The sequence below is a fragment of the Paenibacillus sp. FSL R10-2796 genome, from assembly GCF_037965315.1.
Lineage (GTDB): Bacteria > Bacillota > Bacilli > Paenibacillales > Paenibacillaceae > Paenibacillus_AQ > Paenibacillus_AQ odorifer.
The window spans coordinates 1,793,315-1,808,761 of the sequence record NZ_CP150178.1 but is presented as its reverse complement, the minus strand read 5'-3'; the positions used below and the strand labels follow the sequence as shown (position 1 = coordinate 1,808,761).

Here is a 15,447-nt window from a genome sequence, read left to right as displayed (position 1 = left end):
AAAAAACTATAATTAGGAAGATCATTGATTTTGAAAAGGGGCGGTCGTCATTAGCTGGTTAAGTGATCTCTACAAATTACAGAAGCAGGAGCTAAAGAAGGACATCGAGCCCTCTTTAGTCAATGCTATCTTTCGCATGTATGATAAATTTCCCAGGATTGGACTTAAAGAGCGGATCGGCCAGCAGGATATGTCTCTAGATATCGCTGATGCCTATATTAATGGTCGTAACGCGATGATTGAAGCTGGAGTCGGCATCGGCAAGTCCTTTGCCTACCTCATTCCCAGCCTGCTTATTAACCAAATCTCAAGGCAACCGGTTATTATTGCGACATCCTCCATACAACTTTCAGAACAAATACATAAAGATCTGAGATTCATCGGAAGTCGGCTCGGATTTACAAGGGTACGTTCGGTAGTTGGAAAAGGCATGGGGCAGTATGCTTGCCGGTATAGGGCAGCAGATCTGTTCCAAGCGGATGATTCAAACACCCCTCTGTCTGCGCTTGCTCAACAGATTGTGAATTATGAAATTGATGAGCGGGCGGATATTAAGGGCGGGGTTAGTGATGCAGTATGGTCTAACGTTTGTGTGAATGATTGCAAATTTGAACGTTGCCATTATAAAAGTACATGTACGTTTTATGAGATGAGAGCTAAAATTAATGCCAACGCGAGCGACATGGATTTTATTATCGTAAACCAGGATCTGCTCATCCGTGATTTAATTAAGAAAAAGGAAGGAACGAAGGGGTTAATCACTGAACGGCCGGCTCTGATCGTAATTGATGAAGCTCATAATCTGGAAGCGAAGGTTAGAGATGCAAGAACGCTCGAATTTACAAACCGGGGAACCTGCCGTATTCTGGATGACGCCTTACAGATTCTCTTCAAACAATCTGCCGATACGGAGCTTATGCCGCAATTTAAATTTATAAAAAGATGCGTTGGCCATATTTTCAAACAAGTTGAGGCAGACTTACTGCAAACAGCCAAGCAGGACAATGACCGTATAAAAATATCGCAGATCACAGGAATCCCCTTAAAACGAGCAGCACAGGTTTTAAAAGATTTTAATCTCAGCCTTTCCGTCTTAACTTCACGGCATGAGCGGGAGATTGACAATATTTTCGAAGCCATGAACGGACTTATCGACCTCTTTGATGTACTCGACGGAGTAGAGGATAACTATCTGATCTGGGCAAGCAATACCCAGCGGGAGAGTACCCTTAGTATCTGCCCTAAAGGGATAAGCCAGTTTCTGAAATATACCTTATTTAACGGGAAAACCTCTGTTATTTTAACGTCAGCAACGATGTGTCAAAGCGGAGAAACGCTGGAGGAACAATACGCTTATCTCACTGAGTCCCTCGGTTACAGGGGAGATTATATGGAGCGCCAAGCTTCACCGTTTGATTATGACAACCACACCATGCTGTATATTGCCAAGGACATCCCCTACTATAACCATCAGCGGCGGGAAGATTATCTTGAAGCGGCATACAAGGAAATGATGAGGCTCTGTAATTTAACAGACGGGCGGACATTGGTTCTTTTTTCAGCTAAAGAGGATATGAAGTATATTCATAAGAAATTAAACTCTGAGAAGCTGGCATGGGCATTACATGTTCAAAGGGAAGGTTCGTCCCAGGACGGGGTGATCGCTGACTTTCGGGGCAGTAAAGGCGTTCTACTTAGTACCGGTGTATTCTGGGAAGGTGTGAATATCGAAGGTTCCGATTTGTCGCAGTTAATCATTTTCCGTCTGCCTTTCCCTGTTCCTGCCGATCCTGTCTATGAATATAAGACTTCGATGGCAAAGAATCCCTTGAAAGAGGTTTTTGTACCGGACATGCTGCTTCGGTTAAGACAAGGAACCGGGCGCCTGATCCGCAGTGAAACTGATCTGGGTGTACTCAGCATACTCGATTCCCGCCTGTCCATTGCCGCCAAAAAGGATTACCGGGATCAGGTACTGGAAGCCTTACCTTTTAAAAAGGTTACTGAGGATTTCAAGGTTCTGGAGAAGTTTGTGAAAGAAAAAGGGATACAGCTTAGTGATACGTAAAGAGATGAAAAAAAGCAACCCATCCGCAGACAAGTCGCTTCTAAACCCTATAACGTTATCTGCAATTAAACTACTTTATGTTTGTATACCCGCATCGCTATTAAATAAGCAACTACTAGAATGGCTATGCACCATATGATGGCTCCCCAAATATCATTGCCGACAGGCTGCCCCATCAGGAGGGAGCGAACCGCCTCTACTATAGATGTAACGGGTTGATTTTCAGCAAAGGCGCGAACGACTGGCGGCATCGATTCGGTAGGCACAAAGGCCGAGCTGATGAAAGGAAGGAAAATAATCGGGTAGGAAAAAGCAGTCGCGCCGTCCACCGATTTTGCGGATAGTCCAGCAATTGCTGCGACCCAAGTTAGAGCCAGCGTAAACAATATCAGGATGCCGGCAACCGCCAGCCATGATAGCACTCCTGCCGATGAACGAAACCCCATAATCAATGCAACAAGAATGATGACGCTAACTGAAATCGCATTGGAAATCAGGGAGGTCAGCACATGTCCCCACAGCAGGGTAGAACGTGCAATCGGCATAGAATGGAATCTCTGAAAAATCCCTTTTTGCACATCATTAAACAGGCGGTAAGCCGTATAAGTTACACCACTTGCAATAGCGATCAGTATGATCCCGGGCAATAAATAATTCACATAGTTATCCGTACCCGCCTGGATGGCCCCACCGAACACGTAAACAAACAACAGCATAAATGCAATTGGCATGATAGTTACCGTGATGATGGTATCCATACTGCGGAGAATATGGCGCATAGAGCGTCCGAGCATTACACTCATGTCACTGAAAAAGTGCTTCTTAATCATTTCCATTTACTTTCCCTCCTTTTTGCCGATGATTGCGAGGAATATTTCCTCCAGCGTCGGCTGCTTTTCAATGTACTCAACTTTTGCGGGCGGAAAACGCTTTTTTAGTTCTTCGAGTGTACCGCTCGCAATAATTTTACCTTCATGCAGAATGGCGATTTGATCAGCAAGCTGCTCTGCCTCTTCCAAATACTGCGTCGTCAAAAAGACAGTCGTACCGCCGTCGGCAAGCTCCTTAACCATCTTCCATACATCCATCCTTGCCTCAGGATCAAGTCCAGTGGTTGGTTCGTCGAGGAAAATAATCTGCGGTTTTCCAACAAGACTCATCGCGAGATCTAATCTCCGGCGCATCCCGCCTGAATAAGTGGATACCTTGCGATCCGCGGCAGCGGTCAAAGTGAAGCGTTCCAGCAGATCGTCCGCAACTTGACGCGGATGCTTCTCATGGCGGAGCCTCGCAATCATGATCAGATTTTCCCGGCCGGTCAGAATCTCATCCACGGCAGCAAATTGACCCGTCAGGCTGATGGACTGGCGTACATAATCAGGCTTTGTGGCGACATCAAATCCGTTCACTGCAGCAGTCCCGCCATCTTGATTCAGCAAAGTGGTGAGGATTTTGACAATGGTGGTCTTGCCTGCACCATTGGAGCCCAGCAGAGCAAAAACGCTGCCCTGCTCCACTTCAAAATCCACCCCCTTTAAAACTTGAAGCTGTCTGTAGGACTTTTCCAACCCAACCACTTTAATGGACTTGTTCATTGCATTCCCTCCTCAAGGTTTTGTTAGCATATCTTTATGGAATTCTCCCCGCAAAACTCACTTCGGAAGCTCAGGCTTATAGAACTGTAACCTTTGTCAAATCAGCTTCCATGCCTTTGAGCGCAGCAAAGGTCAACTTATCCATCATTGCACCATCAAAGTTGATCGTTTTGATTGCACGATAAAACTTCTTGGATAACGAAAACCCGGAGAGGAATGACACATTTTTTAACGTCGCACCTCTAAACGAAATATCGTTCAGCGCCGACTTTTCAAACTTAACCCCGATAAAGGTCTGGCCGTCAAAACATAATCCCCGCAGATCAGAGGTTTTAAATTCCACACCGTCAAAGATACAGTTCTCAAAGATTGTTTTCGTGAGATCAGTCGTACACAGCTTGACGTCGGTCAGTCTTGCACTGATAAATTTCGCCCCTGTAAGTCCTGATGAGCTAAAGTTGGTGCGAACAAGAATAGATTTGTGAAAGCTCGCATTTGCGAGTTCAATGCCGGACAGATTGCAGTCGGTCAGATTAGCGCTGTCGAACTTGGCCTCGCCTACGTCACTGCCCGCGAAAGAACTGCCAGTCAAGTCAGCGCCTGTAAAATCTGAGCCCCGCAACGCGCTCACTTTAAAATCCCCTTTATGGGCGGTAACGCCTGCAAAATCGCTCTTCGATAAGTTGCTCGCCCTAAAGCTCGTCACCACCTGCCGCTCAAGTGAACGGGAGAGATTGGCAACCTCCTGCACCGTCTGTTCAATGTCGCCGATGCTGTCTATCGTCATCTTAAACGCCGTTTCATCATCCTTGCCTTCAGCCTTGAGTTCACTGAACCGCTCCTGCAAATCGGAAAGGAGGTCACTCTTTAATTCAGCAACGCTTTTTATCCCGTCATAGGGTGCGAATACGCCATTTAAATACATGTTTAATTTCTCATTCATATTATCAAGTCTCCTTATAATAAGTTTTCAAGCACACGCTTTGCGTACTCCCAATTAGTCTTGTTATTGGCGTAAACAGCTTTCCCCTTCTCGGTAATCCGAAAATACTTCCGTCGTCCCCCCTGAGACTCATCCCCCCAATACCATTCAATGTCACCGTCTGCCTCAAGCCGCCGGACGCTGGAGTACATCGTAGCTTCTTTTAATTCATACTCGCCTCCGGAACGCTCAGCAATCAATTTGACGATTTCATATCCATAACGATCGGCTTCGGACAAGAGCCGTAATACCATCGTATCGGTATGCCCTCGCAGCAGATCGGATGTGATTTTGTTCTCACTCATTTCATCACCTCATAATCGCATTGTATATCATACTACTGTGACAGTCAAGGTACTTTGATCATCATGTTTATACAAAATAAAAAAATGCCGTCCTTAGTTGTCTAAGACAGCATTTTTCTCTTTTAAGTCTGAAGTTCCAATTTACGCTAACCAGAAATAAGTTAATTTATGTCTGCTGGTAATTCACAGCTACCTGCCGGCAACCCTCACACAAAAATGCATAATAAATCCCCTCGCTGTCCTCGGCCTGTTCCATGTCCATTTGGGCAATAAACTTCATCGTCGTCGAACAGCAAGGGCACACAGGATATTCCGCATCCTGAATCCAAGCCGGATGTCCTCCAATCTGCGACGCAGGCGCCTCAAGCATCCAATACGAATTTTCATAGGTTCCCATCTGCCGTTCCGATAGCTGCATGGCATGCCATGCTATTTCTTCCCTGTCTTCATTTGCAGGCAAAAAATCAGGAACGGTATTATATTCACTCCACGAATATTGGCCATCCAGCTCCGCTTTCATAAACACGGTGCCATAACAATTACAATGCATGCAAGCTGCAACCCTTAACCGCTGGCCGGAAAGCTTCATAAATTGAACCAGTGGATTCTGCAAATCGTAATCAAACAGCACTGTCAATTTACCGCCACACCAAGGGCAGGAATGCTCACCCTCCTGCAGCGCCGCTACCGCCGTATGATCCCGATCCAGCTCATTTTTTCCGTCCCTGTTTACTTCAAAATGATAACTCTCGGGGTAAAAGAGCAGCCTTTTCCCACCGTCGGGATCTAATTCCCATCCTGCTTCGTGAGCATAGGTTTCCGGAGCCACATTTAACTCCGATGTCCATCGAGGCGGATGCTGCCGCCATGTCTCGAACTGCCGTACAACCTCTTTATCGCCAATCCAGGCCAATGCAAGCAGCAAATGATTACGGTTTTCCGAGTCATGCTCTAACTGATGAATGATCATATCGCGGATCTCCTGACCCGCTTCTTTATAGAGAATACCGGGATAATACTTCCCTTTGTGAAAAAAAACCTCCAGCCCCCGTTCAATGAACGCACTTGAAAAACATATAAGCGACAGTAAAATAGCCTCAGCCTGGTCAAAATCATCTTCTTCCATCAATTCAATGGCGTAGGATTCCAATCGCTCCCTTTCGCTTTCAGTCAGTTGACGATACAACTCTTGCGCGGTTTTGTGATAGGAGATTTCGTGTTCAAGCGGGCTCCATCTCCGCGGTTTGTGCATGATTTTAAGAATTTCAACCGGATCATTCACACCTGCGTACAAATCAATGTCTTTTCGATTTTGTTCAATATAAGCCTTTTGCTCCAGCGCAAGCTTCCTTTGATGACAGGGCATGCAGATTCCCCCCGTCTTTAAAGCAGTTGCAGGAAGTATGCTTCCCTTGCAGCCTGAGGTTTGGCAGGGTATACGCTCGCTCATCGTATCTCTCCTATTCTGTATAAGTTATTCTCAAAGACTATTATTAATAAGCTAAACTGCATTATAGAATTAGCTATATTATAGAATTAGCTGCATTAAATATATCACCGGATTTAGCAGCTTTAAATTCATTTCAGATTTCAATTGGATATATCCCCCACCATCACCTTAAACGGAAACAAAAAAAGGTCAACCAAATATTTCTGGTTAACCTGATAAACGAAAACTCCCCCGGATAAAGAAGAACCGGTGCCCTTGTATTAGGCTTAATCCGTAATCTTCACATTTCCAAACACAGCCTTATTCCTCGAGTCATCCCCGGGATTGCTAAGTGCTATGCCAATATACACCTTGCGGTTCATCGGAATCTGAACAGTTCCGACCGTTTGCCAGTTATTCCCGTTCGTCGAAATAGCCCCTTTGAAGGTATTTCCACTTCGGGTCAGCTTTAGCCATCTTGGAGCCGAGGCAGCCGCAGTCTGATCAACCATATTGCCCGCAGTCTCTGCACGATACTGGAAGGTGGCCCCATTCTCGGGGGTAAGCATCATATCTGCGTGCTTCGAATTATGACCCAGCGACTCCCGAATCATAATGCCGGCCTTGGCCCAGCCGTCCAATCGGCTAGTGGACTGCACTTTAACAATAATCTCCGCATCGCCCCGCACGGATTGGTATATATAATTCAGTTGATCTCCATTTCCCCAGATATCCGTAGAGCTGCTGCTGAGTGTAAATTGCTCATTGGAAGAATTGTAGGTAACATTCCCCGGCATGGAACCAATATTTCGCGCCTTCCACCCTGCTGGTAATTGAGCCGGATAATCTTGTTCTACCGGAGGCGTCCAGCCTGGCGTAGGCCAGGTTTCACGTTCTTTGATATTGGCTAGCTCATCTTCTGGCCAGGCCCCGTAAGCAAAGAACGACAGACGCTTCACACCTGGATAATTCTCGCGGATTCCCTTGTAAATCTCCTGATATTGATCATCTGTCCAGTCATTATCCAGCGTCGCAACAATTTCCACGTCACTGCCGCTAATCCGGTCGCTCGTATCCTTCAGGATTCCGTAGGAAGTGCTGTATACCCAATCACTGTTGAACTCCCAGTCATCAAAGTACGCCATTGGTGCAACAAAGTCGATATCATCCTTGAATTTGGCTACATTCTGCCCAACTTCAATGAATTCTGGCGGCAAAATATACACGCCGAGCTGCACATCCGGCTTCGAGGACTGGGTGATATCCTGACGGATATCGCCCACATACTGTCCGATTTGTTCGGTTCTCCATTCATTCCACTGCTCACGCTGAGGCGAATCTGTCTCGAAGTCAATGCTGAGCGGTGAATACCCGAACTGCGCCTGATACTTCAGGGCCGTGTAATCACTGACGTCCATGTTGTAATTGTCGAAGCGGATCCAATCCAGCACAACGCCATCCACATCATAATTCTCGATTACTTCCTGAATAATGGAACGCTCATACTCCTGCACTTCATGGTGAATCGGATTGACGAAGTATTCGTTGCCGTTAGAACCTGTAAACGGTGTCTGAACCCCGTCAACCAGCGCCTGCATCTGCCATTCATCGTGCTCCAGGAAAGCCTGCTGATCATGGAACTGCGGAATCCAGGCATGAACCTTGATTCCTGCAGCATGGGCTGCCGTTATGACAGCCTGCAGGGCATCGAAATTCTGGTAGCCTTGGGCAATTGGTGCGATATCACTCTGATAAAATACACTTCCAGACGGAACCTCATCATCTTCATCCTGCTTCACGTTCATGCTAATAACATCGACGCCATAGCTTGTAGACAGCGCGATGAAATTCTGGACATCCGTCATGTTCTTAAACTGGTTTACGGTCCGTACAATAACTTCCGTTTCGAAAGGGGGGTTACTCTCCTCTTCGGCCATAACAGGAACGGAACCACCGGCTATCGAAGAAACCAACACGATGCTTAACAGTGCTATGAACCTCGATCTCAACGCAAATGCCATAATCTCGCCTCCACAATTATAAGATTTTATAAATAGTCTTATTTCGTCGCGTTGATTTTCTTAACATTTTCCTGCCATTTTTCGGTTCTGAATTCAAGCAGCTTAGCAAGCCCCGCTTTTTCGGTGTTCTTTTTAGCTGTCTTTAGCGCCGACAACACCGCTTCATCCGACTTCGCCTGAACCATCTGGGCGTAAGCAAGGGTATAAATATCCCCGATATTCTGTGCGATGATGCCGATCTCCGTATCCGGAATAGGATCGGTATTTACAAACTCCGTGATATCCAACGCGGTTTTCCAGGTCACCGTGGACTGCGCCACGGTCTCCCAGGATTTCTGGTTCGCGGAAAGCAGCGCCTCGAGGCTCATTTTCGCCGTATCAATAAAGGTCGTATTTCCCGCCCAGTTAAAGTCCTCGAATTTCCGCATCGTTTCCGTACGCTCGTTAGCAGGAGTCGTCTTGTATTTCTCGTTCGGGATTGGAGCTCCGTCCGCATCCTCTTTATCCCAGTACAAGCCTTTAGGACCGAAGAAAAGCACCTTCTGCCCCTCCGGACCCGTAATCCAGTCAAAATAAGCGAAGATGGCCTCCGGATCCTTGGCCTTTTTCGTAATGACATTAACGTTCCAACCCAGCGTCTCAAAGCCGCTTACAAACACTCGTGTTTTGTCTAGTCCGGATTTATGAATCGGCCATATAATCTCATAACCGCTGTCCGGATTATTCGCTGTCAGTGCCCGGTGTCCCTCTGCTCCATACGTAGTGATATTGGATTCGACCATGACTGCTACCCGGTTGGTATTGACCTTTTCTTTGACCGCATCCTGGGTTTGCTGCAGTGCATCCTGCGTAATCAGCCGTTCACGATACAGCTTATTAATATACAGCACCATCTCTTCGTAAGCAGGATCATCCAAGATAGATGACAGCTTGTCGCCATCCGGATATCCCATGAGTGAAATAAACTTACTGGTGGAGTTCTCCTTAAAACCACCATACATAATTTCCAGACCTGCCCCCTTCTCCCCAACCTCCAGAGGTACTACATCCGGATACTTTTCTTGCACCTTAAGCAAATATTGATACAAATCATCAAAGGTCTCCAGCGCCGGTCTGCCGAGTTCGTTATAAATATCTTTATTCACCATCCATCCGCCGTTGCCGAATTGCCCGGATGTATACCAGTTCGGGATTTGATAGATTTTCCCGTCTTCTGAACGGAGCAAATTCAGGGTGGATTCCTTCACATATTTCTTGAAGTTCGGATACTTCTCATAGTAATCATCCAGCGCAACGAGTTGTCCTGCCTGCACCAGCCGCTCCACTGAGGATCCCCGGTCAGTAAAAATGACATCCGGTAAATCACCGCCGACGATCATCGTGTTGAGCTTTTCTCCGGCCGCTCCTCCGGATTGTATGGGTTCAACAGTAACCTTACGGTTCTCCTGAATCCATTTTGTCGCCTCATTATCCCCCCAGGGTGATGTCGTAAGCCAGTCATAGTTTCCATAGAAGCTGAAGGTGACGGGCTTGATCCCGCTGCCGTCATCTGTGGCGGCCTCAGTATTCAGATTTTTCTCGCTTGTGTTTGGTGAAGTGTTAGAATTTCCTCCTCCGCTACAGGCAGCGAGAAGAAGCACCAGTGAAGTCAGCAAAAGAGATACCCATTTCATACGATTGCGCATCTTTTCCCTTCTTTCTACATAATATGGAGACTGCTATTCTTTCATCGAACCAATCATTACGCCCTTAACAAAGTACTTTTGGAGAAAAGGATACGTCAGGATAATTGGAATGGTAGCGATCATCATCGTAGCCATAGTCAGTGACTTCGTGGTAATCGTCCGATTCCGGTTCATATGATCCAGCGCGATAGCATTCGATGAGCCAATTTGGGTCATGATGTTGGAGTTCATAATCTGGCGCAGCAGGGTCTGTATAGGGAGCAAGTGATCCTTTGTAATATAGATCGCTCCCGTAAACCAGTCATTCCAATAACCTACTGCGGTGAATAAGGCAATCGTGGCCAGCACCGGGCCGGAGACGGGAATGACGATTCGGAAAAAAATGCCGTAGTTGCTGCTTCCGTCGATTTTGGCAGATTCCTCCAAACCCTCCGGCAGAGCATGGAAGAAGGTGCGGATGACAATCATGTTCCAGACACTGATGATGCCGGGGATAATCAGCACCCAAAAGGTGTCCAGCATACCCAAAGAGCGAACTAGTAAATAACTAGGGATGAGCCCTCCACTGAAGAACATCGTAATCATGAAGAACACCATATATTGTTTTCGAAAAAGCAATGTCTTCTTGGACATTCCGTAGGCTAACAGTGCCGTGAAAAAGACAGACAATGCCGTGCCGCTTAACGTTCTAAGAATGGTGATCAGAAAAGAATTCAGCAGGCGTTGATCCTGAAACACAATATAATAATTTTCCAGGGTAAAAGCTCTCGGTAACAAGGTTACACCGCCGAGCGCCGTATCGCTCCCTAGATTAAAGGAAATGACCAACGCATTCCAAAACGGGTATAGCATGAGTAACGCCAGCAGCGTCAAAAGGGTATAAATACTCCGCTGCATGATTTTGTCGCCTAGGCTTAGTCTCATTGTTCACTCCTCCTAAAAGGTTTATGGAGCATCGGAAGCATTCGCTATGAGTAGTAGTACTACCAGAGACTAACATCTGCCCGGCGAGCGATTTTGTTGGCCGTCACTAGCAGAATGACACTGATCACCGCCTTGAATAGCCCTACAGCTGTCGCATAAGAGAATCTGGCATTTAAAATCCCAACACGGTACACATAGGTGTCGATAACATCGGAGTAGGGTCGCAGAATTGGATTGGTTGCCAGCAGCAAAATGTCCTCGAAGCCCGCACTGAGCAGACTGCCGATGGCAAGAATCATAAAGATAATGATAATGGGGGTAATGCTGGGGAGTGTAATCAAGTGAATTTGCTTAAACCGGCTTGCTCCATCTATAGAAGCGGCCTCATATAGGGTTGGATCAATGCCTGCAATCGCGGCCAGGTAGACAATGCTCCCGAATCCGACCTCTTTCCACACATTTACGCTTACTAGAATCGACCAAAAGTATTTGGGTAACGCCAGGAAGTTAACTGGCTCCCCTACCAAATTGAATCGCTCCAGCAAATAGTTCACCGTTCCGTTATCAACGGATAACAGCGAAAATACAAAACCGGATACAATAACCCAGGACAGGAAATAAGGTAAATAGCTGACGGTCTGGATAATCCGTTTAAAGCCCATATTCCCGATTTCATTCAGCATCAGTGCAAGAAGAATCGGGGCAGGAAAAGAGATAATCAATTTAAGCAAGCTAATCACAAGGGTATTTCGCATCACATTCCAGAACTCCGGCGCCTCGAAGAACATTCTGAAATGCATAAATCCAACCCAGGGGCTCTTCATAATGCCGCCAAAAATATCGTATTGCTGGAATGCCATAACCACGCCATACATCGGAATGTAGCTAAAAATGAATACAAAGATAATTCCCGGCCAAACCATGGACTGCAAATCCAATTGACTGACAAATTTCTTCCATCTACGCGGTTTCCCGGCCGTGTTCATCCGCTTTTCCTCCTCTGGACGATTCTAGTGAAACAACGGCAACAACGATTTGTTCTTCTCCAGCATTTCATCCAGCAGTTGTTCAGCTACGGTGACCGAAGGCACGAGCGGATGATGAACCATAGCCTGTAGGGCTATATCCCGGTCTCCGTGCACAGCCGCCTCGATGGTGAGGCTCTCGTATTGCTTGACCGCGGCCAGCAAGCCTTTGATGGGCTGAGGAATTATACGCAGCGGAATCGGCAGCGGGCCTTGCTTGGTTACCATACAGTTCACCTCAATAGAGGCATCGTCCGGCAAGAAGTCAATCATTCCGTTATTCCTTACATTCAACGTCTGGATATCGCGGGAATCATTATAAATGGAGCGCATCAGCAGCACTGCTGCCTCCGAGTAGTAGGCTCCGCCGCGCTGTTCCAACTGCTTGGGCTTTTCCTTCAGCTCTACGTTCCGGTACAGTTCAAACAGCTCTTCCTCCACCTTCTTCACTACCTCAGCGCGCGATCCAGTCGTTGCTGCTGCTTCCTTCTGTTCCGCAAGCATCGCGCCCGTCATATAGTAATAGCTCAGGTAATAAGAGGGAATCGCTTTCAAAGCATTCAGAAACCGGTAGTCCCAGGAATCAAACGGCACATTGCTCGCCTTGTAACTCTGCGGGTAATCAATGAGCTCCTGCAGCTTGCTTTTACCGTCAATCACGATATCGGATACCCAGTGCAGATGGTTGATGCCGACAAACTCCGCGTAGATCTTCTCCATAGGAAGTCCGAAGAATTCGGAGAGCCACTTTTGAAAACCAATCGGCGAGTTGCACAAGCCTACGCTTTTTACCGATGAGTATTTGTGAACAGCTTCAGTCACCATACCGGCCGGATTCGTAAAATTCAGCAACCAGGCATCCGGAGCCAGCTCCTCAATGTCTTTGCAAATATCCAGAATGACCGGGATGGTCCGTAGACCTTTCATCATCCCTCCGGGACCTGTCGTCTCCTGGCCGATGACATTGTATTGAAGCGGAATTAATTCATCCCATTTGCGCGCTTCCAGCATGCCTACCCGGATTTGCGTACATACAAAGTCCGCTCCGGCAATGGCTTCCCTGCGCTCAAGCGTCTGGACCACGGTAATCGGCAGTCCGGACTCAGCAATCATGCGTTTGCTCAGTTCTGCAATCGTATGCAGCTTCTCCCTTCCCTCCTCAATATCCACCAGCCATACTTCGCGAATGGGAAGCTCTTGGTGATGCAGGATGATGCCTTCAATAAGCTCAGGCGTATACGATGATCCCGCTCCGATGACAACCAGCTTCAATGTTTCCTCCATGATAGACCCTTCCTTCATCTTTTTCATTTTGGTCTTATAAAAACTAGCCTATTGTGTTCAGTACTTTCCCCTGTGATAGATTATCTAGAACCTTCTGATCTACACGCATACCGCTGCTTTCCATAGCCAGAACGACCGATCCTACAACCGGCTCCCGGGTCAAAATCCTTAAAGTGCCATTCGGAGCCGACAACTTCACTCTTCTCTCAATGGCCCGCCGGATGATGCCTGAGCGGTCTCCCTTTGTCAGCAGGCTGCCTGCAAGTACGATGTCGAAGAAGTCCTCCTCCATGCCCAAGCGATGGATGGCCGATGCCGCGGCCAAACCCAGCTCATCCCCTTGCTTGACCAGCAGCTCGGTGGCAACCTGGTCCCCTTCCTCTGCCGCTTGAAACAATAGTTCAGCAATATGGGGAGGCAGGTCTCTGAAATGATCCAGGTAATCCTCTCTTAGCTCCGAAACATTGGAATAGCCCAACAATTCCGTTAAGCGTTCGGTTAGGACCGTCTCCTTCTCTCTTCCCTCATCCGCCCGAAGGACGCTACGGAATACCTCAATACTTAAATCATAGCCACCGCCATAATCCCCGAACCGGTAGCCGAATCCACCACATTGGTATGTAGCACCCAACGGATTTTTACCACTACAGTTCACGCCTGATCCGCAAATCAGCACGATCCCATAGTTCTTCTCTGTACCTGACCGCAAGGCAATCCAGGTGTCGCAGGAAATCTCAGTTTGGGGAAGATCAAAGCTGCTGATGATCGGTCGCAAAATCCGGAAATCAGCCTCTCTGTCCGCTCCCGCTAAGCCGAACCAGGAGTAATCCAGCTGATCCTTGGTCAGCCCTGACGCCATAATTGCTTCCGATATGGCCTGCTGCAAACTGTTCACCGCCTGCTCACGGTTTATTTGATGATTTCCGATCCCACCCTTGCCAACTCCGATGACCTTCCCTTGTTCATCTGCAATCATTGCGTGGGTTTTACTGCCTCCTGCATCAACTCCCAAAAAATACTTCACGGATGATTTCACTCCTAAAATTCAAGGTAATCTAACAGATGCGGTGGATTCACGAATGAGTAGCTGCGGAGCAAGCTTCGTTACAGCGGGCGGCATCACCTCCCCGTTGATCATTTTTAGTAGTAAATCAACGCCTATATTGCCCATTTGTGCCTCAGGTTGTCTGACCGTCGTTAACCGCGGGTAAAATTCACCTACGAACTGCTGATCATCAAATCCAACAATTGAGATATCGTGGGGTACTCGAATTCCCTCTTCCCGGAGAGCCTGAACCATTCCAAGAGCAATAAAATCGTCCCCGGAAAAAAAAGCTGTCGGCAGCTTATCTTCGCGGATCCATCTCTTGGCCACCTCATAGCCGCCGCTTACTGTAAAACTGCAGTATTCCGTTCCGAATGGCGTTAACCCGGCATCCTCGAGCGCTTGGACATAACCGCGCTTACGCTCCGCTACACTTAGAAATATCGAAGGGCCGCCAATATAGGCGATTTGAGTGTGCCCAAGATCGAGCAAGTGCTTTGTAGCCTCATACCCGCCTTGATAGTTATCGACCACGACGCTAGGCACATCCTCATGCTGAAACTGGTTATCCAGCAATACAAACGGAATATTTTTTCTTTTCAGTTCCTCTACATATGCCTTTTCTTCAAGTGGGGACAACAGGATAATTCCATCAACGCGATCCTTCTGAAACAGGAAATTATCGCCCTCATCCTCATTCTCGGCGATCGATAGGGCTAAAAAATACCCTTGCGCCGCCAGCTTCCGGTTTACCACGCGAATAACCCGGTCATAGAAAGAGTCGTTAAAGTTGGTAATCGACATCCCGATGACTCCCGTTTTGCCTCTCACAAGACTCCGCGCTGCTGAATTGGGCTGATAATTTAATTCCTCCATAGCTTTCAGTACTTTCTGTCTATTAGCTTCCCGTACAGAGGGTAAATTGTTAAGCACCCTGGATACGGTCACTACAGAGAGTCCCGACTTTTTGGCTACATCATGTATATTCATCTTAGCTTCCATACCTCCGTCACCCAAAAGTTTAAACGATTAAACTTTTTAGGTAAATAAAAAAACCTTACCTTTCGTGATATTTCTATGTTCT

13 protein-coding genes are annotated in these 15,447 nt (G+C 47.1%); 1 reads left to right on the top strand and 12 read right to left on the bottom strand.

The annotated features are described in order from the left end of the window. Positions 1 to 136: 136 nt before the first annotated feature. Entirely contained in the window at positions 137 to 2,068 is a 1,932-nt protein-coding gene (locus NST58_RS08235; RefSeq protein ID WP_339247237.1) for an ATP-dependent DNA helicase, read from the top strand. 65 nt (positions 2,069 to 2,133) lie between these two features. Here NST58_RS08235 and NST58_RS08230 read toward each other — a convergent pair whose 3' ends face one another. The 12 genes from NST58_RS08230 to NST58_RS08175 form a co-directional block, all read right to left on the bottom strand. Beyond that, positions 2,134 to 2,904 carry an ABC transporter permease gene (locus tag NST58_RS08230; RefSeq protein WP_076276575.1) on the bottom strand — a complete coding sequence of 257 codons (771 nt, stop codon included), beginning with the start codon at positions 2,902 to 2,904 and terminating at the stop codon, positions 2,134 to 2,136. Further along, the gene (locus NST58_RS08225) at positions 2,905 to 3,663 is read right to left on the bottom strand and encodes an ATP-binding cassette domain-containing protein (RefSeq protein ID WP_076185338.1); all 759 of its coding nucleotides are present in this window, start codon (positions 3,661 to 3,663) and stop codon (positions 2,905 to 2,907) included. Positions 3,664 to 3,739: 76 nt separating this feature from the next. Next, a complete protein-coding gene (locus NST58_RS08220; protein WP_076125280.1) occupies positions 3,740 to 4,606 on the bottom strand; it encodes a pentapeptide repeat-containing protein in 867 nt (288 codons plus the stop codon). A 14-nt stretch (positions 4,607 to 4,620) separates the two neighbouring features. Beyond that, positions 4,621 to 4,950 carry a PadR family transcriptional regulator gene (locus NST58_RS08215; RefSeq protein ID WP_036675798.1) on the bottom strand — a complete coding sequence of 110 codons (330 nt, stop codon included), beginning with the start codon at positions 4,948 to 4,950 and terminating at the stop codon, positions 4,621 to 4,623. A gap of 166 nt (positions 4,951 to 5,116) precedes the next feature. Beyond that, on the bottom strand, positions 5,117 to 6,400 hold the full coding sequence (locus NST58_RS08210) for a DUF1963 domain-containing protein (protein ID WP_076308016.1): 1,284 nt from the start codon (positions 6,398 to 6,400) through the stop codon (positions 5,117 to 5,119). Positions 6,401 to 6,666: 266 nt separating this feature from the next. Next, positions 6,667 to 8,400 (bottom strand): family 10 glycosylhydrolase, encoded by a 1,734-nt coding sequence (locus NST58_RS08205; protein ID WP_076305021.1) that lies wholly within the window; start codon positions 8,398 to 8,400, stop codon positions 6,667 to 6,669. 38 nt (positions 8,401 to 8,438) lie between these two features. Continuing rightward, positions 8,439 to 10,085: an extracellular solute-binding protein gene (locus NST58_RS08200; protein ID WP_339247232.1), complete on the bottom strand. Its 1,647-nt coding sequence runs from the start codon at positions 10,083 to 10,085 to the stop codon at positions 8,439 to 8,441. A gap of 33 nt (positions 10,086 to 10,118) precedes the next feature. Beyond that, complete coding sequence (locus NST58_RS08195) at positions 10,119 to 11,009, bottom strand: carbohydrate ABC transporter permease (RefSeq protein ID WP_076185342.1); 891 nt, start codon at positions 11,007 to 11,009, stop codon at positions 10,119 to 10,121. Positions 11,010 to 11,068: 59 nt separating this feature from the next. Next, on the bottom strand, positions 11,069 to 11,995 hold the full coding sequence (locus NST58_RS08190; protein WP_076307093.1) for an ABC transporter permease subunit: 927 nt from the start codon (positions 11,993 to 11,995) through the stop codon (positions 11,069 to 11,071). A gap of 24 nt (positions 11,996 to 12,019) precedes the next feature. Beyond that, positions 12,020 to 13,318: a 6-phospho-beta-glucosidase gene (locus tag NST58_RS08185; RefSeq protein WP_339247228.1), complete on the bottom strand. Its 1,299-nt coding sequence runs from the start codon at positions 13,316 to 13,318 to the stop codon at positions 12,020 to 12,022. A gap of 43 nt (positions 13,319 to 13,361) precedes the next feature. After that, positions 13,362 to 14,342: a BadF/BadG/BcrA/BcrD ATPase family protein gene (locus tag NST58_RS08180; RefSeq protein ID WP_076125294.1), complete on the bottom strand. Its 981-nt coding sequence runs from the start codon at positions 14,340 to 14,342 to the stop codon at positions 13,362 to 13,364. Positions 14,343 to 14,363: 21 nt separating this feature from the next. Next, on the bottom strand, positions 14,364 to 15,365 hold the full coding sequence (locus NST58_RS08175; protein ID WP_339247226.1) for a LacI family DNA-binding transcriptional regulator: 1,002 nt from the start codon (positions 15,363 to 15,365) through the stop codon (positions 14,364 to 14,366). Between the last annotated feature and the right edge of the window lie 82 nt (positions 15,366 to 15,447).